This window comes from Bacillus sp. 5mfcol3.1, assembly GCF_900114335.1.
Classification (GTDB): Bacteria; Bacillota; Bacilli; order Bacillales; family Bacillaceae_G; genus Bacillus_A; species Bacillus_A thuringiensis_S.
The window spans coordinates 18180-39661 of sequence record NZ_FOST01000013.1 but is presented as its reverse complement, the minus strand read 5'-3'; the positions used below and the strand labels follow the sequence as shown (position 1 = coordinate 39661).

The window sequence follows — 21482 nt, the reverse complement described above, 5'->3', positions numbered from 1 at the left end:
AAATTCCGCACTATTATTCTTGTTCCACCATTGCTTCTTTTGGTACACCAAAGAAATATGTGAGAATAAATCCCGCAGCATACCCAGCAAATAATCCAATGACATAGTTCAACCATGCTCCATTTGAAATTAATGGAACTAAAGCCATACCCGATGGTCCAATTGCAATTGCTCCAACTTGACCCAATAAACCAATAACTGCTCCGCCAATACCTCCGCCAATGCAAGCGGTAATAAACGGACGTCCTAGTGGTAATGTCACACCATAAATAAGCGGTTCACCAATCCCGAGGATACCAACTGGAAGCGCACCTTTTATCATATTTGTTAATGACTTATTCTTTTTACAGCGAACCCATAACGCAATTGCTGCTCCAACTTGTCCGGCACCTGCCATTGAAAGAATGGGAAGTAATTGTGTCGCACCTGTTGAATTAATCATTTCAATATGAATTGGTATTAATACTTGATGTAGACCTAACATAACCAGTGGTAAGAACGCCGCTCCAAGCACAAACCCTGAGAATACACTACCATGTACTAATACCCAATTAATTGCACCAATTAAATTATTTGATATAAACCCAGCGAATGGCATGATTAAGAAAATTGTAATCAATCCTACTACTAGCAATACAATTGTTGGTGTTACAATAATATCTATTGCATCAGGAACAAATTTACGTAATTGCTTTTCAACAATTGATAAAATCCAAACAGCTAATAGAACTCCAAGTACCCCACCTTGACCTGGTGATAATGGATCACCGTTGAATATATTGTTTATTTGAAGGTCAGCTGTTACTCCCGTTAAAAGGGGTACACCACCGATGACCCCACCAAGAGATGGTGTTGCTCCAAATTCTTTTGCCGCATTAATCCCTACATAAATAACCAAATAACTAAATATTGCATTTTTAATAACATTAAAAATAGTTACATACTGCTGCCAAGTAGCACTGTCTAGATTCCCTGCAGTAATATTATTTGACAAAATCGATGCAATACCCGCGATTAAACCGGCTCCAACAAAAGCCGGAATTAAAGGGATGAATATATTCCCGATTTTTCTTAAAAATGTTTTAAAAGGTGTATTATTTTTTTTCTTTTGTTCAGCCTTCATTTCTGCACCTTTTGCTTGTAGATCTTCAGCGGAAGGTGTTGTTGAGCTAACAGACTTTTCTTTCCCTTGCGCTAAAACAATATCGAACTGTTCAGCTACTTTTGTAACAACACCTGGCCCAAGAATAATTTGATAGGTTTCATCATCAACAACTCCAAGAACTCCGTTAATTTTTTTTACAGCTTCTTCTTTAATGTGGTCTCGATTTACAGGTATTATTCGAAGACGTGTCATACAATTTGTATAAGATGCTACATTATTACTTCCACCAATAGCTTCTAATATTTCTGATGCAATATTATGATATTTACTCATGATAAACACCTCGCTCGTTTTTGGTTATTTAACTGCTTGACGAATAAAACCTTGAGTCTCTTTTAATCGCTGTATAGCTTCTTCTTTGGAAAAACCTGCTAAGATCATTACAATTGCAATCTTAGGTTTATTATCAGCCTTTGATAAATATAATTCAGCTGTTTCATAGTCACAAGACGTAGCTTCCATTACAATATGTTTTGCACGTTCTACAAGCTTTTCGTTTGTTAATTGTAAGTCTACCATTAAATTTCCATATACCTTTCCTAACCCAACCATAGATGCTGTTGAAAGCATATTACATATTAATTTTTGAGATGTTCCCGCTTTCAATCGAGTAGACCCAGTTAATACCTCCGGTCCATTATTAACTTCAATCACAATATTTGCTTCTCTTCCAATTGCCGAACCTTTGTTACAACTTACTGCCACTGTTTGTGTTCCAATAGAATTCGCATATTCTAAACCACCAATCACATAGGGAGTACGTCCACTAGCAGCAATTCCTACTACAATGTCTTTATTTGTTAGATTGATGTCCTTTAGATCTTGAATTCCCAATTCCTTATTGTCTTCTGCACCTTCTACTGCTTTAATGAATGCTTTCTTGCCACCAGCAATTAATCCAATCACCTCTTCAGACTCTGTACCAAAAGTTGGTGGACATTCAACAGCATCTAGTAAACCAATGCGCCCACTTGTTCCAGCACCAATATAAATTAAACGGCCTCCTTTTCTTTTTGCTTCTACAATTGCCTCTACTGCTTTTGCGATTTGTGGAATTGCTAATTTTACTCCAGCTGCCACTTTTGCATCCTCATCGTTTATTACTTTAAGAAATTCTATTGTTGACATTTCATCTAAGTTCATCGTTTTTTCATTACGAGTTTCTGTTGTTAAATTTTCTAACATATATACCACCCTTTTTTATCGGAATTTTTTATTTGTATCATTTCGCGAAAACGTTTTCTTAATTACAAATATAGAATAGCATTTTTGAAATATAGTTTCAACATTTTTATATTTTTACTGAAATTAAATTTCGAAATTGAGAATATCTATAATATTCCAAACAAAAAATGTGGATTTATCATGCTATATAGTAAATCATCAGTTTCTAGCGTTGATTAATAAATTATTCTTCGCGGAATGGTATTTTATACTATAAAGAGAATGAATTACCCCAATAAAAAAAGTTTTTTAAAAATAACCTAATATAGGGGTAAGTAGTTTTAATATGAGATAGATGAATGCAAAAGATACAAAAAACATTATGAAGTTTTTATTAAAAATGAGAGGAGATATTTATTGTTTAGTATTGGTGTTTCAAGCGTTGGAAGTTGGGTTTACCGTACGTTAAGAAGGTTACTTAAACGATATTCAATGTTTGTTATTGTACTTTGTTTTTGATAACGAGTTTCGGAAGTTATTTCCAACTTTATTTCAGTCCGTTTCGATAGAAATAAATAAAGTCCCTTAAACGGTCGTTTATGGGACTTGTTATATAGAATTTAACACTCATTATAAAGGGATCAAAAAAATTATTAAAACCACTTAAAGCGACTTAAAATAAGAGATATTTACGCACTTTATCACTTAAATAAACTTGCGAATAGACTTAAGGCGACTTAAATAAGCTTAAGGAGGTTACTTATGAATCAAGAAGAACGATTGATACGAGTCCTTAATTATTTACAAACACATAAAACCATGAATATAAAACAAATGTGTGAAATCTTTCATATCTCACGAGATAATGCAAGAAGAGATATAGTAAAAATCCCCAACAATAAGGCAATAGTTAGAACTTATGGTGGAGTCGCCTTAGCAACTGTTCATAAGAAAATTGATACTTATCAAGAGCGGTCACAGACTGAATTAGAAAAGAAAAAATCGATTGGAATGAAAGCTGCAAATTTGATTGAAAATAATGACATGATTTACTTAGATGTTTCAACAACAGTCAATTTTGTAGCTCAACATTTACAATCAAAGAACGTAACTCTTGTGACGAATTCGATTGATAGTGCATATATGTTAGCTCAATCTGAAGATGCGACTATTCACCTTTTGGGGGGCGCTGAATAAAAACTCTCGACATACTACGGAGGCTACCACTGAAAAACTCAAAGATTATCACTTCCATAAGGCGTTTATTGGAATCGCTGGTATTACGGAAGACGGAATATACTATGGTTTTGAAGAAGATATTTATTTCAAGCGTGAATTAATAAAACATGCTGATCAAATTATGCCTAATGATTTATATAACACTTTGAAGGAAAACGGTGTTGAAATAGTAATTGCAAGTGAAGAGTAAAAAAATTGGGAGGTTTTATTTTGATTACATCTCTTATCTTTGACGTGGATGGTACAATTTTAGACACAGAAAAAGCAATACTAAAATCGTTACAAAAAATTTTAAAAGAAGAATTAAAGGAGGATTATGTGTTACACGATTTAAGATTCGCATTAGGAATTTCAGGGAAAGAAACGTAAAAAAATTAAACGTACCAAATATAGAAGTTGTTCATCCTAAATGGTCCAAAGCTGTACTAGATTTTTCTCATGAAGTTTCCGTATTTGAAGAATTAGAAGACGTTATTAAAGAGTTATCCCTTAGTAAATTAAAGCTTGGTATTGTTACATCAAAAACTAAGCAAGAATTAATAGATGAGTTCGAGCCATTTGGTTTAAGTGGTTACTATGAACATACGATTTGTGCATGTGATACTGATAAACATAAACCACACCCTGAGCCATTATTAGCTTGTTTGCAACAGTTAGATATTCCTAATAATGAGGCAATTTATATTGGGGACTCTATATACGACATGCAATGTGCAAAAAGTGCTGGTATTAAATTCGCACTCGCTTTATGGTGTTCAAAGACAAGGAAAGGTTTTGAAAAAGCTGATTATGTATTAAATACACCAAAAGATATTTTGGATTTAATTTAACCAAGCTCAAATCTAATAAAGCCATTAAGTTACTCATTAAAAAGTCATTTTCTTAACATACAGGTGCATTTTTTATGGCTAAATTTTCTTCAACAGAGAAAATCCAAGCAGTGAAACGATATTTAGATGGTACAGAAAGCGGAAAAACAATTGCTAAATCTATAGAAGTTACTCCTAGCTTACTTCGTGAGTGGATTAGACGATATGAATCTTCAGGTGAAAATGCTTTTGAAAAACGCTATACATCCTACTCTACCCAGTATAAACTAGACGTACTTAATTATATGAATGAACACGGGACATCTATCAGAGAAACAGCGGCACTTTTCAATATTCCGTCTTATGAAACACTTCGGAAATGGAAAATAGCTTATGAAACAGGAGGATTGGATGCCCTACATTCAAAGAAAAAGGGGCGTCCAACCATGAAAGATAAAAAAATAAAACCAGTAGTAGAGGGCTCAATAGAAGCACTACAAGCGGAAAATGAGCGTTTACGTATGGAAAATGCATATTTAAAAAAGTTGAATGCCTTAGTTCAAAACAAGAAACAATCACCAAACAAGACAAAGCCCAAGTAATCTATGAGTTAAGGCATGAATTTCCTGTCAAAGAGTTACTTCAACTCGCAAACATTCCACGTAGTACGTACTATTACTGGATCAAACGGTTCAATCGTCCTGATTCAAATGCGGAGGTAAAAGAACTGATTCAAGCTATTTATGATGAACATGGTGGGTGTTATGGGTATCGGCGTATTCGTGATGAACTGATGAATCGTGGACACAAAATAAATCATAAAAAAGTGTATCGCCTTATGAAAGAATTAGGGTTGAAATGTCTTGTTCGTATGAAAAAATATCGCTCTTACAAAGGGACAGTTGGGAAAATTGCGCCGAATATTTTAAATCGCAACTTCCAAGCCGACAAACCAAATGAAAAGTGGGTTACAGATATTACGGAGTTTAAGTTATTTGGGGAGAAGTTATACCTATCACCAATGTTAGATTTATTTAATGGTGAAATTATCACGTATACAATTGGTTCAAGACCGACCTATTCCCTTGTTTCAACAATGTTAGACCAAGCCCTTGCACGTGTAACAGATCAAGACAAACTCCTCATTCATTCTGATCAAGGGTGGCACTATCAAATGAAACAATACCGTCATTCTCTTAAGCAATGTGGCATAACACAAAGTATGTCTCGCAAAGGAAACTGTTATGACAATGCCGTTATTGAAAACTTTTTCGGTATTATGAAATCGGAATTTCTGTATCGAAAAGAATTTGAAAGTATAACACATTTCAAACAAGAATTAGCAAAATATATAGACTACTATAATCATAAAAGAATTAAGGCAAAATTAAAGGGTATGAGCCCGGTACAATACCGGGCTCATACCCTAGAGGCTGCCTAATGAAACGACCTGTCTAACTTTCGGGGGTCACTTCAAGGAAATCGACTTTTTATTTATGAAATTAGGATTAGAGTACGAAATTCGCGTATTGTTGGTGCTATCTTTTCAGTGAAGTTTTTATTGATATTCTAGTTTTTTTTAAGCATAAAAACACCTTAACTCTTGGCAACTTTATGCTTCTTATTAAAAATTTCCGGCAAGTTTACGGGTTACTAATTAACTTACGGCCAATTTATAGGTAAAGTGACATGGAGAAATTGCAATACCTCTTGGATTGTTCCATATATATGGCAAAATTATATATGAGATAATTTGGTCAATTGCAACCTCATAAACGCAGATGTACTTGTATTGCTTATTAAGAAATCCCTTCAAAGAAAAAAGCCCTGATTAGGGACTCTTATTCTGCTTTTACAGCAAGGTTATCTAAGAAATTGCTAATTGAAAAAGCTTGAAAAATACGTAGATTAAAAGATCTAATATCATAATGCTTTTCAGTAATTATAAGTATTGATGGAAAGAATTTAGATTCTTTTGGCTGCCAAGATTCGTTATGCCAATTCTGACTCTGGAAGTACAACTCATACCTATTTATTTTATCTTGCATAACTTTTTTACTGTAAACTGAATTCTGAACTTCAATGAAGAATGGAGATCTACGCCAAATTGTAAATGCATCAGGTTCCATGAAATCTTTACCGTACTTTGGCTCCACTTTAAACAGTTTCGGTTTTTCATAATGGATAAGCTGTTTATAAACATCTACGATACCAAGAAAGTGGGGAATCTTCTGGCTAGTTTTGCAAAGTGTGCTGGGTTGAGGGAAGTAAATGTATGGCTGCTGCGAGATATTGGCATCCACATGACCATCTCTTCTTAATCGTTTCATCACCGTATTACAGCAAGTCACTGCGTTCTTTAATCCTTGAAAATGCAAATCAACAATATCATCACGAGACATACATCTAAAACGTTTCAGATTGCTAAGTATCGCTTTGTCTCTACTCATCATAATTCAACACCCCGAATAATTGATTTTCTTCTTGTGGTGGATTTTGAACTTTTATATTCTCTTTCAGAACACGATAAGGTTCAACTATCTTCTTAGCTTTACTTAATTCTAAATATGGAGCTTGCACTTTCTTTAATCCACTTAACTTTAATATCATTTGGCCCGATTGTTCTAACTGTTCTGAACCAGGTGTACCCATGATGTTACTGTTAATTGCACTATCACATTTAAAACCCATTCTAACTGTCATATTGAGCTTTAACTTACCGTCCAATACTTTTGCGTCGGGTCTCTGCATACTGAGCATGAGAAAGACTCCGAGTGCCCTGCCGACTGCTGATATTCTTTCGACTATAGACATGCATTCTTTTTCGTCTTGCAACATGGCAACTTCATCTATGGCGAGTATGATATATGGTTTCTGATTGTCAGTGTTCAATTTGTTATATTCATCGATATGATCCACTTCATATTCTTCCATCAGCTTTCTACGTTCGCGTATTTGCTTCCACACTTTCTGTAGCATGATCTTCATTTCAATTTCTTCCATGCAAACCTCTTTTACGTGTTTCACTCTTCGCAAGAAATGAAATTCAGAATTTTTCAGGTCACCTAGGTACAAATGCAATTTATCAGAGGACATATGCTGAACAAGTGTAGATAGCACAACACGTACCATACTACTTTTCCCACTCCCTGTTTCTCCTGCAATTAGAAGATGTGGTGTATTCGAATCGACCAGGTCATACGTAATCATTTTGCCGAATTGGTCTCGCCCTACCACAACAGGAAGACGATGCTCTTTTAGCAACGGCTGCCATTTCTTATAACTGTAATTGTATGTTTGTAATCCTGCATCCGAATGAAATACATTTAGTACAAACCGTTTAATATCACCTTCAATTGCTACATTGCGTCCTAATATTTGTTGAAAGCAAAACCATTTCTTTTCGATAATCTTCGGATCCAAACCATTTGGAATGGTAAATATATATCGAACTTTTTCTTTCGAAGAAGCAATGTCATGTATCTTCGGATAAATGGATACTTTCCCACCCCGTGTTTGATGGTCTACATATAAACCCGCTTTTCTAAATACCTCTATAAGTTGATTCCTCAAACTTTGTTTATGAATCCATTCTTTGATAAGTCCCATGTAACACCTCCTAGAACATGATTAAGATCTTGACAAATACATAGCCAATGAAACAAACTCCACCTATTCTCATCCCATGATACATTCCATCATTTAAAAGTTTAGCTGCTGCAACGTGATCATTTTTTACAAGATGCTTTTCTAGCAGCACCCCTCCGATTGTCGTTACTCCTAAAACTCCTAAAGAGATAAATGTAGTTAACATATAAATCTCCCCTTTATAAACAGAATTTTGAATGCTGATTAAATATAGGTTTATAGGCCAAATACCTTTGTAGCATTACTTTGATAGCTACTTTGATAACAGGTTTGATAGTTACTTTGGTAGCGACCTTGATAAAGCATATTGCTGATGGCTTGGACAATATGCCAAATCTTTTGTGCAATTGCGTATAGTTTTTGGCGTTTTGGACAATGATGGTTAAAAAAGATTATGGAGGAGATTCGCGTGTGGGGTAGAGGTATTGGGAGACATAAAACAAAGCTAGCCAAATTTATGGCTAGCTACGATTATTCAATTCTAGATTTTTCAAAGGCTAGTAAGGTAAATAGAAATACATTAGGACAACTGTGTAATGACAAGGATTATGTGCCATCACCAAATACAATGCAGAAAATAATGAAGGTAGTTAGAAAACACGATCCACGAAAACGAGTAACTGACTTTTGGCATATATAGGGATATTAATCTCGCTATATACTGTTTTTCCTGCAAACTTTACATTGGCTTTTATAGGCTTTTCCCTGTTTATGAAATTGATCCACATGCAATATTTTTTCGCATTTACTACATATTTTCAGTGCAGATATTTCTTGCGGACTTAAAAATTTATCCGATTTATAATAAAAGCTACCTATCCTGTAAACTAAATTTTCTTCGAGTAACTTTAAATTGTCGTGTTCATGAAGGATATTATAAAAATATCGTTCAAAAGATTTATTTTTTTACATCATCTATTTTGAAAAAACCTCTTTATAAAAGAACTGACATTCGCACTTGGTACGAACTAACACTCTGTTGTTTAAGGGGGATCATCTGGATTAAATGCAAAATTTACATTTGAAGAGTTAGTGAGGATAAAAAAGCGTCCAATTAAGGATGATTCTGACTTATCGCTTCAGATATACATTGCTTTATGATAGTTTGATAACTTTTGTTCATTGCTATGTACCTGTTTCTGGATAGGTTGAGTTACACAAAATGACCTGTGTGTTACATGAAGCTCGTTATCTCTTTCTCCGTATGAGCCTTTAATTTATTTTTGGTAGTGGAGAATTGTTTTCTTCAATTAAATCATTAATAAATTTGTCTAGTACACTTCCTACTGCTTCTCGCATTTGATTTGGTGTTGAATTACTAAACACCTTTTCTATCTCCCGGAGTAGTTGCCTTAAAGAATGATTGTTCTCGCTATTTTCTAGGAATTCCTCACCCAAACCTTGAACAAATGTGCTAATAACAATTACCTTTTCCAATTTAGTTAGTTCCATCTCTATTCCTCCTAATCAAATCATCATTCTCATCAAGCATGATATTTTCACTATTTAATAAAGAGTTACCAAACGCCTTTGTGTTATAACAATGTAGACTTTCATGAATCAATGTGGTATCTCAGCTGTATATATTCTGTGGTCTACAATCAATGGTATGGTTTCCATTATTCCCCTTCTGTTCTTTATCATAAATATGTGAGATGTCATTTAGAAAAACTACAGAATCTCATTACAAATTTACTCATAAAAACCGAATTACAATTTTTGATTTATTCCTATTTCATGAAACATTTACTACCTTAATATAGTTTTTAGTCTAGAGCACCCTAATCTTCAATGGTTCTCTTTTAAATTCAAATAACCCCTATCTATTTTGGACAAATTTACCGGCTGAATTAGCAGAAACTTTGTGTTATTCTGAACTTGTTGGATATCCCAATACATTCAACAATGCTCAAAATTGCATATTTATTATGCAACCATCCATCCAGATACCTTAGCTAATACTTCTCCCTAATTGTCGTTATTGCTAAGGTATCTTTTTAGATGTCCTGTGTGCAGGGCTTTTATCTCAGTGATAAAACTATTTTCCCCATCATGTTATCAATATTTTTATTACATTTTCTTAACAAAATTCAATTCCGTATTTTTACTTTATATATTGATTTTAAGTTTTCAAGTTTTGTCCTTACCATTTTGAAATCTTATTCTAAAATCTAAACATATTTTTGCGACCACTAAACTAATATATAAAGTTTAAATAACTAACTTTTATTTCATATAAAATGGTTGCCATAAAGATAAGGCAAATATCCAAGTAGGATCTCCATTTCCTTGATAGCTTTGAACCGCTTCATAAAATTTCCCTTGATATTCTACTTTGTCCCCTTTTGTATATGCCTTTTTCGGATCCCATTTTTCATAAGTTACATTTTGACTCTTTGTTGTTACTGTAAGGATGTTGCTTTGAGCCGAGATATTTCCAGCCGCATCTACAGCCTTTACAGTATATTTATATTCTTTATTAGCTGTAAGATTCTGATCAGTAAACATTGTCCCTTGTACAGTTTGAATCAATTGTCCATCGCGTAACACCTGATATCCCTTTACACCCACATTGTCTGTAGAAGGATTCCATTTTAGCTCTACACTGTCTGATGCAACATTGCTTGCATATAATCCTTGTGGCTGTGTTGGAGATTCTGTGTCCGGTTTCGGATTAACAATTTGATTTACTTTCTTCAGGCCATCCTTTGTAACTTCATATATTACTTTTTTATCAAAGCTTTCGCGTTTATTATTATCCAGATTTGTTAATGTTGCCCTCTCTCCACCTTCTAGGTGTGTAAGTTCAATAAAATTGCCCACTTTTACTGGGACTGTTTTTGTTTCAGCATTTTGTCGGTTATTCCCATAAATCTCTTTGTTATATACCACTTTACCTGATGTATCCTGTACATTAATACTTGCATACGTACTATCAAAATAATTGTGTGGTGTCCCTGCTATTAAATTAACTTGCAATTCTTCTGTTGACTTATTTAAATTGACTTTTGCAAATTCAAAATCTCCTATACCTTTCATCGACCATGCAAACTTATCCCCTTCTAAAATGTTTGGAGATTCATTTTTGATTTGTACCTTTTTCTCAACAATTTGATCAAATATATCCGTTAATACAATTTTTGCATAAGCATTTTCTGGTAATGATATAGATTGACTGATTCCATTTTGATAAGATTTAATATCATCAATTATGTTAATAGGTTGGCCCGTCATATTTTCATTATTATAAATTTCAATTTTTCCATTAAATTGAGGTGTACTACTCTCTTTTAATTGCCAAGATATATTTAATTTTTCATTTTCATAATACATAGACTTTATATCATAATCTAGTTTTCCTATTTCAGGTTGGCTAGGTTGATTTAACGTGAATGTTTTTCCTGTACCAATAGTTGATTGAGAGTTCCCACCAGCCTTAAACCAAAGATATTCTGAAGTAGCTCCCCCATCCCAATTATTATTTAATGGCTCTTGCCCATCTATTGATTGAGTATTCCAAGATACCCATTTTTTATCTGAGATATTTCTTCCATATCCATTTTTTACGCGTGCCTCTCTTACATCTTGTCCATTACCAGCCCAATCTTCTTGAAACAACGTTTGTCCGTAGTTGAATGTAACGTTTGGAACTGGAAAGTCCATAATCCCAATAAGCTTCCATTGATTTTTTGAAATATCTTTTAACCACTGTCCAAATTTTGTGTGTCCATTCTCTTGCCAAGAACGCATTGTCATGCGATACCAATTATAATTCTTCCAATCATATGTCGTCTGAATTTTAAGACCCGTTCCCTCTCCGCCAAAATTACTTGCAACTGATGTAGGGGATACATATTCTGCTTTTATTGCTTCCTTAGAGGAAATTGGATCCCAAACTGCAAAATGTAAAGTACGCTTTCCATTTTCGTCAAAACCGCTTTGTTGTTGAAATCCAGCATACCCACCAGCTTCTCCTCCCTGGTTCCAGTTATGTACAGCCCAATATGTATATGGTGCTGTTTGAACAGGGGACCAGTCTATACTAATAATATCTGAGGAAACACTATTTTTAGGTGTAACATAAACTCCTGGAGCGTTCGTATGAGACGCCGCCTCTATGCTAGAAATAGATGATCCAAACATTGAAAACATTGTGCTAGCAGCTGTAATCGTTAGGATTTTTTTGACGCCTTTTCTTGTTCTTTGACTGAACATAATTTTTCCTCTCCTCCTTCATTAGTAATAACCTTTTAAAATAATAACTCTGCATATTAAATTAAACAAATTTCTAGAAAATATAACACTCTCTAAATAAAACGAATATGTTTAATGTTATTTTCACTGTTATTCAATAAGCAATTGTAGTATTTCATTATAATTTTAAGTTATATATCGCTGGATTTATCCTAATAACAACAGAAAGATTCATAAAAATAAAGATATTTCAGAACTTTCCAAGCACTTATTAATTAAAAACCCCCATTTTTTACAAATGAGGGCATAATGAGTTAAAAATCTTATAGTGTACTTTCTACATCTTACTTGTCTACAAAATATTGAATTTATTTTTAAGTATTTGATGATATTGTTTCTCTGTTATTTCTTTTTTAGTTTTCTTTCCATGCCGGGTTTCTGTAAAACTTTGCTTAGTAAGTGCAATATGCCCGTGTTCAATTAATTTACAAATAATATTACCCTTATTTACTGGCGATTCTGGATGCTCTATAACCATGTTTTGTATAGCATTCACTTTCTTTTCATTAATTGCATTTAAATAAAAAGCATAGCCGATAGACCAGGTATCTGTAAGATCCGAATCAAAAAAATGCGAAGTTTCTCCATTTTTTCCTTTTTTCATTTCAAACACATGGGTTCCTTTCTCCGTATTTTGTTTACGAACACGATATTCACCCGTTACAGAAGTCACGCTGGCACCATTAAAAGGAACAGGGTATAAAGGAAGATAGGATGCGAAACCCGCATCTATTATATAGTTCTCATTTTTGTGTTGTAAAACGATAAGTGCGTGGCCATCATCAGGGCTCCACTTTCTTGTTTTCGAATCATAAAGAGTCCCAGCTATTCGATACACATTAAATCCACAATCACACAAAAAATAATATAATAAAGAATTAATTTCATAACATAATCCGCCACGATTCTTTAAAAGCAGCTTTTCTTCAATATTTTCTCTAGAAAATTCTTTCATATTTCCTTCCATAATGTCTATGTTTTCATAAGGTAATAAGTGCCCCATCTGTAAAAGAATTGTATGTAAATCTTCAAATTTCACATTTTCTCTTGGTGGAATTTTTAATTTTGAGAAAAAATTTATTTGTAATTCAGTTAACATTATATATCTCCTCCATTTACAGAAATAATATATATATACCTATATATTAAGACTATTAATTATATATGGCGTACAGCTTGATTAATACATTTCAGAAGAGTGTGTAGCAATAAACATTAGCGGACATTAAGGAGAAAGTGCTCAAAAATTCCTTAAATATTTTTTCAAATGTATATTTTTGATATTTTGGTATCTTTACAAATCCCCAAAGCTAAATTAAAAAAAATTTTAAATGTAATGTCTAAAAGTGTACATTGTGACAAATCAAAAAATAAAGACTTTTAGACGCAGTTATTATTCAGATTAATAATCTATACAGCCTTTAATCCTTCTACTTATACATATAATACTCTTTATATCGTTCAAACTTCGATTTTTTTGTTTTTGCTGGTATTATGGGTGACCTTAATGTTTTAGAGGATGCTGCTTGCTTTGGCATTTCTAATACTCCACGTTTCTTCAGCTCTCTATACAAACTACTCACTTTGCATCCTACTATTTTCGCAATATCTGGATATTCAGTCCCTTGATTAAATAATTGAACTGCTTGTTTACATCTTTCATCCCATTTTTCTTCTGTCGTTCGATTTTTAACTGATTTTTTGTCTTGCTTGATACACTCTCTTTCTATATTACATTGCTCGGCATTATACTGTTCTGCGTCCGCTTGACGTTTACAATTCTCCTCCCCCTGTAAGCGTATCATTTGTTCTTTTTTCGCAAGCGTTTTCATTTTTCATTCACCTCATTTTGTTTGATAAATTCTCGCATCCTACTGCGTTATCTGCAATTCCTACTAGTTTTTCAGATAATTCTTATAAGAAGGCCATTAATACTTCTATTTCTTATCCTTCTATCACAACTTTTAATTAATTATTTACAATCCACATTGATTTAGTTGTTTACTCAAACTACTTACGTAACATCCAAATTGGTAAAGATTTTTTATATGTAAATATCCATTCCTTCTGGATGGAAAATGAAACAAAAATTTCTTTAAATCTTTATTAGTGATAAATTTTAAAGAACAATCTACCTTGGTTATAGTTTTACATAATTGTAAACTATAGTAAATTGATATTATTAATATTGAATATTCTTAATATTAATTCCGTTTATACACATCAACAAACAAAACATTAACATTAATTTCTACTAGTTTTTGTAAACATACTAAATTATCACCTTTTTAATGGATTTACACAACTTAATTTATATATTAGATTTTTATATTATTAATACCTTTTTGTATTTAATATTTCTTTTACGAATACAGGTAATCTATTAAATATAGTGAATCTGAATAAGGGATATGAATTTTACACATCCCCTTTAATTTCTATCATTTCTAATTTGAAAAATATATAAGTAACTATTTATTATAGTTACATTTTTTCACAGCGCATCCTTACTTGAATAAATATTCTGTTCTTATAGGTCCATAAATCCTCTTTCCTTTAATGCTTTTACGTTATCTGAGTCTTCTCATGTAAATGTATTATTTATTTCTCTCTCTCGTATTCAATCTCCCTTGAATCTGTTGGTATAAGGTTTCTCTAGAAATATAGTCTAGGATATATAGGATTTTTGTGTACGAAAGAAAGTATTGTAATCTCAACCCAAAACCATTTATTTAGCTATTTTAGGTTTCTAAATTTGTATTGATAATTCTTAGCTTTAGAAGTATCATATACATATTCAAACATTTGAAGATGTATATGATACTTCTGAAATGTTAAATGCAAATAAATACTAGAGGTGTTTTAATGGGGACTGAAATGCAACAATTTAAAGCAGATTTCTTTAAAGCTTTATCGCATCCTTTACGAATAGGGATTTTAGAAGTTCTATCAGAAGGTGAAAAAAGTGTAAATGAAATTCAAAGTATTCTTAAAAAAGAAGGTTCTGCAGTTTCTCAACAATTAAGTGTATTACGCGCGAAAAATATTGTTGTTGGCACTAAAGATGGAAAACGAGTATTATACTCCCTTCGAGATCCTATGATTATGAATTTATTGGTGGTTGCGAGGAAAATTTTTAACAATCATTTAATTGATACAATTTCTATGTTAGAAGAGATAGATGAAGTAGAAAGTGAAATGATAAAGGAGGAATAAATTGAGCATTGAGGCTAAAAGAGAAGATATCATCCAGCATGGAATTGAGATATTTCACTCTATAGGAGCTCATCATGTTTGTAATGTTTGCATTACAAGTGGGTATTCTTGCTGCGTTTCATGTCAACATTTACAAGATGGTATTGGATGTCAAAAAAGGAACACAGCTTGTACAGCATGGTTATGCGGCATTCAGAACTTTTTGTTTGATCAAATAGGATTATTAGAAGACTGGAATAGTTTTTGGGCTGATATTCCAGGACAGATGTTTCGTAGAGATATTACCCCAGATAAAATAAAAGTCACATCGTTTATTGATACGAAAAAGCTAGATAGTCGGGCTGGAGAACTTCTAGCGGAAAAATTACAATTCCATGTACAACAAGGTGGAGATATAGGGAAATTAGAACGTCATTTAAGCAAAACTTATAATAAGTATTAGGATGTCGTTCTATTTTATGAAAATAAAAATCTCCTGTATAAGCGAATGAGAAACACATTTTTAATCCGGATTTATTAAAAATAGAAAAGAAGGGTTTGTAATGAGAGGTTTATTTACGGGAAGATTTGAAGGATATTCATTAGGGCATTTACAAAAAGATCTTCTTTCAGGAATGATTGTTGGAGTTGTTGCAATTCCTCTTGCTATGTCTTTTGCTATAGCTTCTGGTGTAAAACCAGAGTATGGAATATATACAACATGTATTGCAGGAATACTTATTTCTCTATTTGGTGGTTCAAGGTATCAAATTGGAGGACCTACAGGTGCTTTTGTTCCCATACTTTTAGGAATTGTCATTACTTATGGGTATGAAGATTTACTACTTGCTGGTTTACTTGCTGGAATTATCTTATGCCTTATGGGAATTTTCAAATTAGGTTCGCTGATTAAGTTCATCCCACGTCCTGTAACAATTGGTTTTACGTCAGGTATTGCTGTTATTATATTCACTGGTCAAATTGCTAGTTTTTTAGGTTTAACAGGCATAAAAAAACATGAGGCTTTTATAGCAAACTTGAAAGAAATCAGTACTCATATCGGTACCACTAATTTTTATAGTGTAGTGACTGCTCTTATTTGCTTTTTCGTTATACTCGTAACACCAAAAATTTCGCCAAAAGTACCTGGTTCATTAGTAGGTGTTGTGATTTCAACTGTAATTGCAACTATATTTTTCTCAGGTCATGTGCCTACTATTGGTACAGCATATGGTACGATTCCAAATACACTACCTCAGTTTGATATACCAGAGATTACAATAGAGCGTATCCAACATTTAATTGGCCCTGCATTTGTTATTGCTATGTTGGGTGGTATTGAGTCTCTTTTATCTGCTGTCGTCGCGGATGGTATGACAAATAGTAAACACAGCAGTAATAAAGAACTTATTGGGCAAGGAATTGCTAATATTGTTACCCCGTTATTTGGAGGAATTCCTGCGACTGGAGCGATTGCTCGAACAGCAACGAATATTAAAAGTGGCGCTGTTTCACCTATGTCCGGTGTGATTCACGGAGTATTTGTGTTATTTACGCTTCTACTGCTAGCTCCATACGCTTCGCACATCCCACTTGCTAGTATGGCTCCAATTTTAATGGTTGTAGCATGGAACATGAGTGAGCAGAAGCATTTTGCTCATATACTTAAAATGAAGACAGGGGATTCTCTTGTATTATTGGTAACATTTTTTCTCACTGTATTTACCAGTTTGACAACAGCTGTGGAAATCGGTCTTATTTTAGCTATTATTTTATTTACAAAACGTATGAGTAATATGCTTGTCATGTCAAAAGTTCTTCCTGATCATACAACAAAGAATGAAAAATTATTACCGCATGTGGTAAATAAAGCTCATGATTGCCCGCAAATTAGTATTTATACAATAGAAGGGCCATTATTCTTTGGAGCTGCGCAAACATTTGAACAAAACATTTTAGCGACGATTCATTATAAACCCAAAATTCTAATCTTACGTATGGGCAAGGTTCCTTTTATTGATACAACAGGCGAAGCCTACTTTAGGAATATTGTCCAACATTTTAAAAACCAAGGTGGCGTACTTCTCATTTCAGGGACTCAATCAGAGTTAAAAACAACACTGATTAAAAATGGATTATACGCTGAGATTGGAAAAGAGAACTTTTTTGCTCATACTGGAGAAGCAATTAACTGTGCTTTAAGACATTTGAATACAGCAAAATGTGTAGGATGTAAACATTTTGCTTTTCATGAATGTGCCAAGCTCTCCCAGCAATGCCAGGATATTAATACAATAAAAAATAAATCAAATGCATTAGAATTTTAAAAAATATATTTCATATACCAAGTTTACTGGTTTTAATTTACTCTTTTAGATATTTTGTTAAAAAGTAGAAAAGGAGAATGTTTAATTTGGAGAATGCGAAGAAGATTTTTGTAAAATTTGAACAAGAAGGATTTTCATACATTCAACAAACAATCATTAAACAGCAAGAAGAGAATATATTCCTTACATTTCAATGCAAAAAAAATTGTACAAATAGTGCCCTTTCAATAGATGATAAAAAGAATTACGAAAAAGGTATATCGTTTTTTTCTCATGCTTCTGGTGGTGTAATTATATGGGGAATAGTTTCAAATAAAAATAAAAATGGTGTTCACATAGCTAAAAAAATCCAACCTATCTCTAATGGAAAAGAATTTTTTAGTAATCTAAATGATTTATTATTTAAAAATCCCAACACTACAAACCAGAATGTTAAAAATATATATATTCCTTTTCCTAAAGAAGAAAACCGTGGATTTGTAATCACCTACGTGCCAAGGAAAGACTATCTGTTAAAACTTAATGACTACTATACAAAGACCAGAGATAACTTTGCAATGATGATGGGACAGATTCTTTTAAATGATATGTTAGAAAATAGAAAACCATTAAGGGAATCAATATAAATCATGTATATAGAGGAGTAGAAATAATGTCTGAATTTAAAAATCAAGTTTTAAATGTGCTAGAAGAAGTATGTGAAAATGATATTGTACAAGATAACCTAGATGTACAATTATTTGAAGAAGGAATTCTAGATTCTTTTGCTACAGTATCTTTATTAGTAGAGTTTCAAGAACGTTTAAACATTGAAGTATCCATTTCAGACTTTGATCGTGATGAATGGGCAACACCAAATATGATTATTGCGAAATTGAAAGATATGCGATAAAAGTTGGTTCTTAAAACATTTATAAGAAGAAAATTTGATAAGGCTAATTACAATGAATAATAACAAGTGGAGGAATTTAAAATATGTCTAACTTACCTAATTGTCCTAAGTGTAATTCAGAGTACACTTACGAAGATGGAAATCTTTTTGTTTGCCCAGAATGTGCCGAAGAGTGGACTTTAGAATCAGAACCTGAACATAGTGAAGATACAAAGATAATTAAAGATGCAATTGGAAATGTTTTAAACGATGGGGATTCTGTTACCGTAATTAAAGATCTTAAAGTAAAAGGAACTTCATCAGTTGTGAAAATTGGTACAAAGGTTAAAAAGATCCGTTTAGTAGATGGGGACCATGACATTGATTGTAAAATTGATGGTTTTGGAGCTATGAAATTAAAATCTGAATTTGTGAAAAAAGTTTAAAAGCTGGATGTATACAGCAGTACTAATTTGAGTTAGTTGTTTTAGACCAGTATATATAATTTTACAAGGTAGTAATCAAGTGACTTAATAAAAAGAAAGATCTTACTCAAAATAATATTTTGAATAAGGTCTTTCTCTTTACTTTAAATTTAATTTTGAGATAAATTATTCTCTTTTCATAACAGCGATGTATAGCAGACATTACAATATTTAACCTGATTTCCAAGCCTTCAATTCATCAATAAATGTCATTTGACTGTCTGTTTTATTTATGGATTTATAATACAAACAAGAGCACCCTTTTAAAAAGGATTCTGTAACAAGAAAGAACGAATATATAATAATAAAAAGAATTTTTTAATTAATTTAGATCGATTAATTCACAATCAAAAATAAGATGGAGGGATTGGAAATGTCAGATTATTCAAGTATTGCTCGGATTGATTTAGTAGAGCGATTTAATTTTATTACAATTGATTTGGAAAATAAAAATTTTTATATTCAAGTCGTAGATGAAAAAAGCAATAATGTGCTGTTAGGATTAACTATGGATTTAATGAAAGGTACAACAAAAGTTGCTGGGAATGGAAGTGTAAAAAAATATACTGATGAAGAAATAGAACACCTACTAATAGGGTTGAAAATAACAGCACAAACTTGTATAGATAATAATTTGTATAATGCTTACGAACTTAGAAAATATCTTGAAAGGTGAACTACCTGCCACTTTACGTCCTAACGGACTGTTTGAAGTGGGGGCTTCTCGGTTAATCATAACAAAACTTTTGTTCAGATAGTTGCTGGTTCATCATGAATCATAATAATTCTGTGGTTTTACAATAAATAATTTTTTTAATATGCTATTCATTATTGAGGTTGGAAAATGCTTTAACATTGCAATCTTAAAATACTTCATTAAATGATGGTCAGATGAAGAAAATTTCGCAGCTTTGATAGACTTTTGTTGTATTTTTTCAATTTCATATTTTAAATAAGATTCATAGTTATAGAAGGCTTCTTCATAAGAAGGACAATTTATTAATTCTTGAGTCAGCCGGTATGCCCCCAACATAGACTTCCCTCCACCAGTTCCGGACATAAATGTCATAGCATGAGCTGCATCGCCGAGTAATGCTATACGTCCCTCACTCCATTTGTGTAACTGGACAAGGGTCATTTTATCTTGAAAAATAAGATCTACGTTACTTATATTTTCTATTACATCACGTATCCCCCATTGAATGTCTTTGCACAATTCTAATAAGAATTCTTTATTATTTTTATCCTGAAACCTTTCTCGATATTTATTTTTATAAATAAACATTCCCCAAATGTAAGTATCATCCATCCCACAATGAATATAGCATCCTGGTAAAAGAGTCTCTAATGTTTGATTTTTCTTTAATTTCTCAGGAATAAGGACTGGCCTTGGTATAGTAAATACAGAAAAACCTATATCAAGTTGTTTCATATATTCGTCTTTCATTAATAAATTACGTGTTACTGAATGAATCCCATCTGCCCCGATAACTAAATCATAGAATTCCCTCCTTCCATTATGGAAGGTAACCTCTACTCTATCACTATTTTGATGAAATGAACGAATTGTTGTATTAAACTTTATATCAATAGAATTTCGTATAGACTCATAAAGAATCTGATGTAATACAAAACGGTGTATACTTATTGATCCCCCCTGCTGTATATGAAATTTTCTAAAATCGATTTTACGCAGTTTTTGTCCCTCTTTATCAACAAATTCTCTCATTTCTACTGTGACTCCCTGTTGTTTAACCTGTTCTAATAATCCTAACTTATCTAGAACAAATAGCGCATCTCCTCTTAAACTAATTACCGATCCAATCGACCGAAATGAATGAGCCTTTTCAATAATAGTTGGAGAATAGCCATTAGATAAAAGACAATTTGCTAAAGTTAAACCAGTAATCCCACCACCAGAAATTAAAACTTTCATAAAAACCCTCCTTTTAACATTGATATTGATAATCATTATCACTTATAGATATGATAATAGAAAAAATCGTTTATCACAAGAGGGAACTGCATAATAAATAAACTACTTATTTTTAAACGGAGCTTCTTCCATAGAACATTTTAGTGTTGTCAACAACACTTAGGTTCAATCTATGACATACGCGGCTTTTCATACACAAACAGTATTAATTGTGTTGACGCTGTAAATAATACTTAGCAAAGTAGTTGTAGTGTAATGGCTAGAGATGTTCTTTGTGAGGTAAATAACTGTAAGTATTGGAATTCTGGAACAACGTGCAATGCAGATGCTATTTATGTAATCAGTCATACAGGTAAACAAGCATCTGATAGTAAAGAAACTTATAACCA

Annotated in this window: 19 protein-coding genes and 3 pseudogenes; 12 read left to right on the top strand and 10 right to left on the bottom strand. The window is 32.6% G+C overall.

Annotation, left to right across the window (positions count from 1 at the left end; genetic code table 11):
• Positions 1 to 13: 13 nt before the first annotated feature.
• The gene (locus tag BM089_RS28105) at positions 14 to 1438 is read right to left on the bottom strand and encodes a PTS transporter subunit EIIC (RefSeq protein ID WP_090978666.1); all 1425 of its coding nucleotides are present in this window, start codon (positions 1436 to 1438) and stop codon (positions 14 to 16) included.
• A 24-nt stretch (positions 1439 to 1462) separates the two neighbouring features.
• A complete protein-coding gene (gene murQ / locus BM089_RS28100; RefSeq protein WP_090978664.1) occupies positions 1463 to 2350 on the bottom strand; it encodes an N-acetylmuramic acid 6-phosphate etherase in 888 nt (295 codons plus the stop codon).
• Between the two features lie 741 nt (positions 2351 to 3091).
• Between murQ and BM089_RS28095 the strand changes: the two are divergent.
• From BM089_RS28095 to BM089_RS28085, 3 genes and pseudogenes are all read left to right on the top strand, one after another.
• Positions 3092 to 3758, top strand: a pseudogene (locus BM089_RS28095) (DeoR/GlpR family DNA-binding transcription regulator).
• A gap of 20 nt (positions 3759 to 3778) precedes the next feature.
• Positions 3779 to 4398: pseudogene (locus tag BM089_RS28090) on the top strand (HAD family hydrolase).
• 74 nt (positions 4399 to 4472) lie between these two features.
• Positions 4473 to 5818 (top strand): IS3 family transposase gene (locus BM089_RS28085; protein ID WP_090978662.1). Its coding sequence is split into 2 segments (ribosomal slippage): positions 4473 to 4914 and positions 4914 to 5818, totalling 1347 coding nucleotides; the frame shifts between segments, so codons are not numbered across the junction.
• A gap of 400 nt (positions 5819 to 6218) precedes the next feature.
• Here the strand turns inward: BM089_RS28085 and BM089_RS28080 are convergent.
• The 3 genes from BM089_RS28080 to BM089_RS28070 are packed head-to-tail and all read right to left on the bottom strand — an operon-like array spanning position 6219 to position 8191.
• The gene (locus BM089_RS28080; RefSeq protein WP_090978660.1) at positions 6219 to 6830 is read right to left on the bottom strand and encodes a replication-relaxation family protein; all 612 of its coding nucleotides are present in this window, start codon (positions 6828 to 6830) and stop codon (positions 6219 to 6221) included.
• A complete protein-coding gene (locus tag BM089_RS28075; RefSeq protein WP_090978658.1) occupies positions 6820 to 7986 on the bottom strand; it encodes an FtsK/SpoIIIE domain-containing protein in 1167 nt (388 codons plus the stop codon). The genes BM089_RS28080 and BM089_RS28075 overlap by 11 nt, the downstream gene beginning before the upstream one ends.
• A 10-nt stretch (positions 7987 to 7996) precedes the next feature.
• A complete protein-coding gene (locus BM089_RS28070) occupies positions 7997 to 8191 on the bottom strand; it encodes a hypothetical protein (protein ID WP_090978656.1) in 195 nt (64 codons plus the stop codon).
• A 243-nt stretch (positions 8192 to 8434) separates the two neighbouring features.
• Between BM089_RS28070 and BM089_RS28065 the strand changes: the two genes are divergently transcribed.
• Positions 8435 to 8665, top strand: coding sequence for a helix-turn-helix domain-containing protein (locus BM089_RS28065; RefSeq protein WP_061530211.1), 231 nt, complete (start codon positions 8435 to 8437; stop codon positions 8663 to 8665).
• Positions 8666 to 9237: 572 nt separating this feature from the next.
• Here the strand turns inward: BM089_RS28065 and BM089_RS28060 are convergent.
• From BM089_RS28060 to BM089_RS28045, 4 genes are all read right to left on the bottom strand, one after another.
• Positions 9238 to 9477, bottom strand: coding sequence for a hypothetical protein (locus tag BM089_RS28060; protein ID WP_090978654.1), 240 nt, complete (start codon positions 9475 to 9477; stop codon positions 9238 to 9240).
• 774 nt (positions 9478 to 10251) lie between these two features.
• The gene (locus BM089_RS28055) at positions 10252 to 12240 is read right to left on the bottom strand and encodes a DUF3472 domain-containing protein (RefSeq protein ID WP_090978652.1); all 1989 of its coding nucleotides are present in this window, start codon (positions 12238 to 12240) and stop codon (positions 10252 to 10254) included.
• 331 nt (positions 12241 to 12571) lie between these two features.
• Entirely contained in the window at positions 12572 to 13378 is an 807-nt protein-coding gene (locus BM089_RS28050) for an arylamine N-acetyltransferase family protein (protein WP_090978650.1), read from the bottom strand.
• Positions 13379 to 13709: 331 nt separating this feature from the next.
• Positions 13710 to 14111, bottom strand: coding sequence for a hypothetical protein (locus tag BM089_RS28045; RefSeq protein ID WP_061530207.1), 402 nt, complete (start codon positions 14109 to 14111; stop codon positions 13710 to 13712).
• A gap of 1033 nt (positions 14112 to 15144) precedes the next feature.
• Between BM089_RS28045 and BM089_RS28040 the strand changes: the two genes are divergently transcribed.
• The 7 genes from BM089_RS28040 (at position 15145) to BM089_RS28010 (ending at position 19833) form a co-directional block, all read left to right on the top strand.
• On the top strand, positions 15145 to 15495 hold the full coding sequence (locus tag BM089_RS28040) for an ArsR/SmtB family transcription factor (protein WP_090978648.1): 351 nt from the start codon (positions 15145 to 15147) through the stop codon (positions 15493 to 15495).
• Position 15496: 1 nt separating this feature from the next.
• Positions 15497 to 15937 carry a DNA mismatch repair protein gene (locus BM089_RS28035; protein WP_090978646.1) on the top strand — a complete coding sequence of 147 codons (441 nt, stop codon included), beginning with the start codon at positions 15497 to 15499 and terminating at the stop codon, positions 15935 to 15937.
• Between the two features lie 100 nt (positions 15938 to 16037).
• On the top strand, positions 16038 to 17801 hold the full coding sequence (gene sulP / locus BM089_RS28030) for a SulP family inorganic anion transporter (protein WP_090978644.1): 1764 nt from the start codon (positions 16038 to 16040) through the stop codon (positions 17799 to 17801).
• Between the two features lie 86 nt (positions 17802 to 17887).
• Positions 17888 to 18427, top strand: coding sequence for a hypothetical protein (locus BM089_RS28025; protein WP_090978642.1), 540 nt, complete (start codon positions 17888 to 17890; stop codon positions 18425 to 18427).
• Between the two features lie 26 nt (positions 18428 to 18453).
• On the top strand, positions 18454 to 18693 hold the full coding sequence (gene dltC / locus BM089_RS28020) for a D-alanine--poly(phosphoribitol) ligase subunit DltC (RefSeq protein ID WP_061530202.1): 240 nt from the start codon (positions 18454 to 18456) through the stop codon (positions 18691 to 18693).
• A gap of 83 nt (positions 18694 to 18776) precedes the next feature.
• Positions 18777 to 19118: a zinc ribbon domain-containing protein YjdM gene (locus tag BM089_RS28015; protein WP_061530201.1), complete on the top strand. Its 342-nt coding sequence runs from the start codon at positions 18777 to 18779 to the stop codon at positions 19116 to 19118.
• A gap of 412 nt (positions 19119 to 19530) precedes the next feature.
• Positions 19531 to 19833 carry a protein Dhp61 gene (locus BM089_RS28010; protein WP_090978640.1) on the top strand — a complete coding sequence of 101 codons (303 nt, stop codon included), beginning with the start codon at positions 19531 to 19533 and terminating at the stop codon, positions 19831 to 19833.
• A gap of 93 nt (positions 19834 to 19926) precedes the next feature.
• On the opposite strand, the gene BM089_RS28005 is transcribed toward BM089_RS28010, so the two are convergent.
• On the bottom strand, positions 19927 to 21093 hold the full coding sequence (locus BM089_RS28005) for an FAD-dependent monooxygenase (protein ID WP_090978638.1): 1167 nt from the start codon (positions 21091 to 21093) through the stop codon (positions 19927 to 19929).
• A 255-nt stretch (positions 21094 to 21348) separates the two neighbouring features.
• Between BM089_RS28005 and BM089_RS28000 the strand changes: the two are divergent.
• Positions 21349 to 21474: pseudogene (locus tag BM089_RS28000) on the top strand (DUF1540 domain-containing protein); the annotation flags it as partial.
• Positions 21475 to 21482: the final 8 nt, after the last annotated feature.

Bases quoted from the DNA above. Each gene is read 5' to 3' on its own strand.
- BM089_RS28105 (WP_090978666.1), bottom strand. From the start codon at position 1,438: ATGAGTAAATATCATAATATTGCATCAGAAATATTAGAAGCTATTGGT.
- murQ (WP_090978664.1), bottom strand. From the start codon at position 2,350: ATGTTAGAAAATTTAACAACAGAAACTCGTAATGAAAAAACGATGAAC.
- BM089_RS28080 (WP_090978660.1), bottom strand. From the start codon at position 6,830: ATGATGAGTAGAGACAAAGCGATACTTAGCAATCTGAAACGTTTTAGA.
- BM089_RS28075 (WP_090978658.1), bottom strand. From the start codon at position 7,986: ATGGGACTTATCAAAGAATGGATTCATAAACAAAGTTTGAGGAATCAA.
- BM089_RS28070 (WP_090978656.1), bottom strand. From the start codon at position 8,191: ATGTTAACTACATTTATCTCTTTAGGAGTTTTAGGAGTAACGACAATC.
- BM089_RS28060 (WP_090978654.1), bottom strand. From the start codon at position 9,477: ATGGAACTAACTAAATTGGAAAAGGTAATTGTTATTAGCACATTTGTT.
- BM089_RS28055 (WP_090978652.1), bottom strand. From the start codon at position 12,240: ATGTTCAGTCAAAGAACAAGAAAAGGCGTCAAAAAAATCCTAACGATT.
- BM089_RS28050 (WP_090978650.1), bottom strand. From the start codon at position 13,378: ATGTTAACTGAATTACAAATAAATTTTTTCTCAAAATTAAAAATTCCA.
- BM089_RS28045 (WP_061530207.1), bottom strand. From the start codon at position 14,111: ATGAAAACGCTTGCGAAAAAAGAACAAATGATACGCTTACAGGGGGAG.
- BM089_RS28040 (WP_090978648.1), top strand. From the start codon at position 15,145: ATGGGGACTGAAATGCAACAATTTAAAGCAGATTTCTTTAAAGCTTTA.
- sulP (WP_090978644.1), top strand. From the start codon at position 16,038: ATGAGAGGTTTATTTACGGGAAGATTTGAAGGATATTCATTAGGGCAT.
- dltC (WP_061530202.1), top strand. From the start codon at position 18,454: ATGTCTGAATTTAAAAATCAAGTTTTAAATGTGCTAGAAGAAGTATGT.
- BM089_RS28015 (WP_061530201.1), top strand. From the start codon at position 18,777: ATGTCTAACTTACCTAATTGTCCTAAGTGTAATTCAGAGTACACTTAC.
- BM089_RS28010 (WP_090978640.1), top strand. From the start codon at position 19,531: ATGTCAGATTATTCAAGTATTGCTCGGATTGATTTAGTAGAGCGATTT.
- BM089_RS28005 (WP_090978638.1), bottom strand. From the start codon at position 21,093: ATGAAAGTTTTAATTTCTGGTGGTGGGATTACTGGTTTAACTTTAGCA.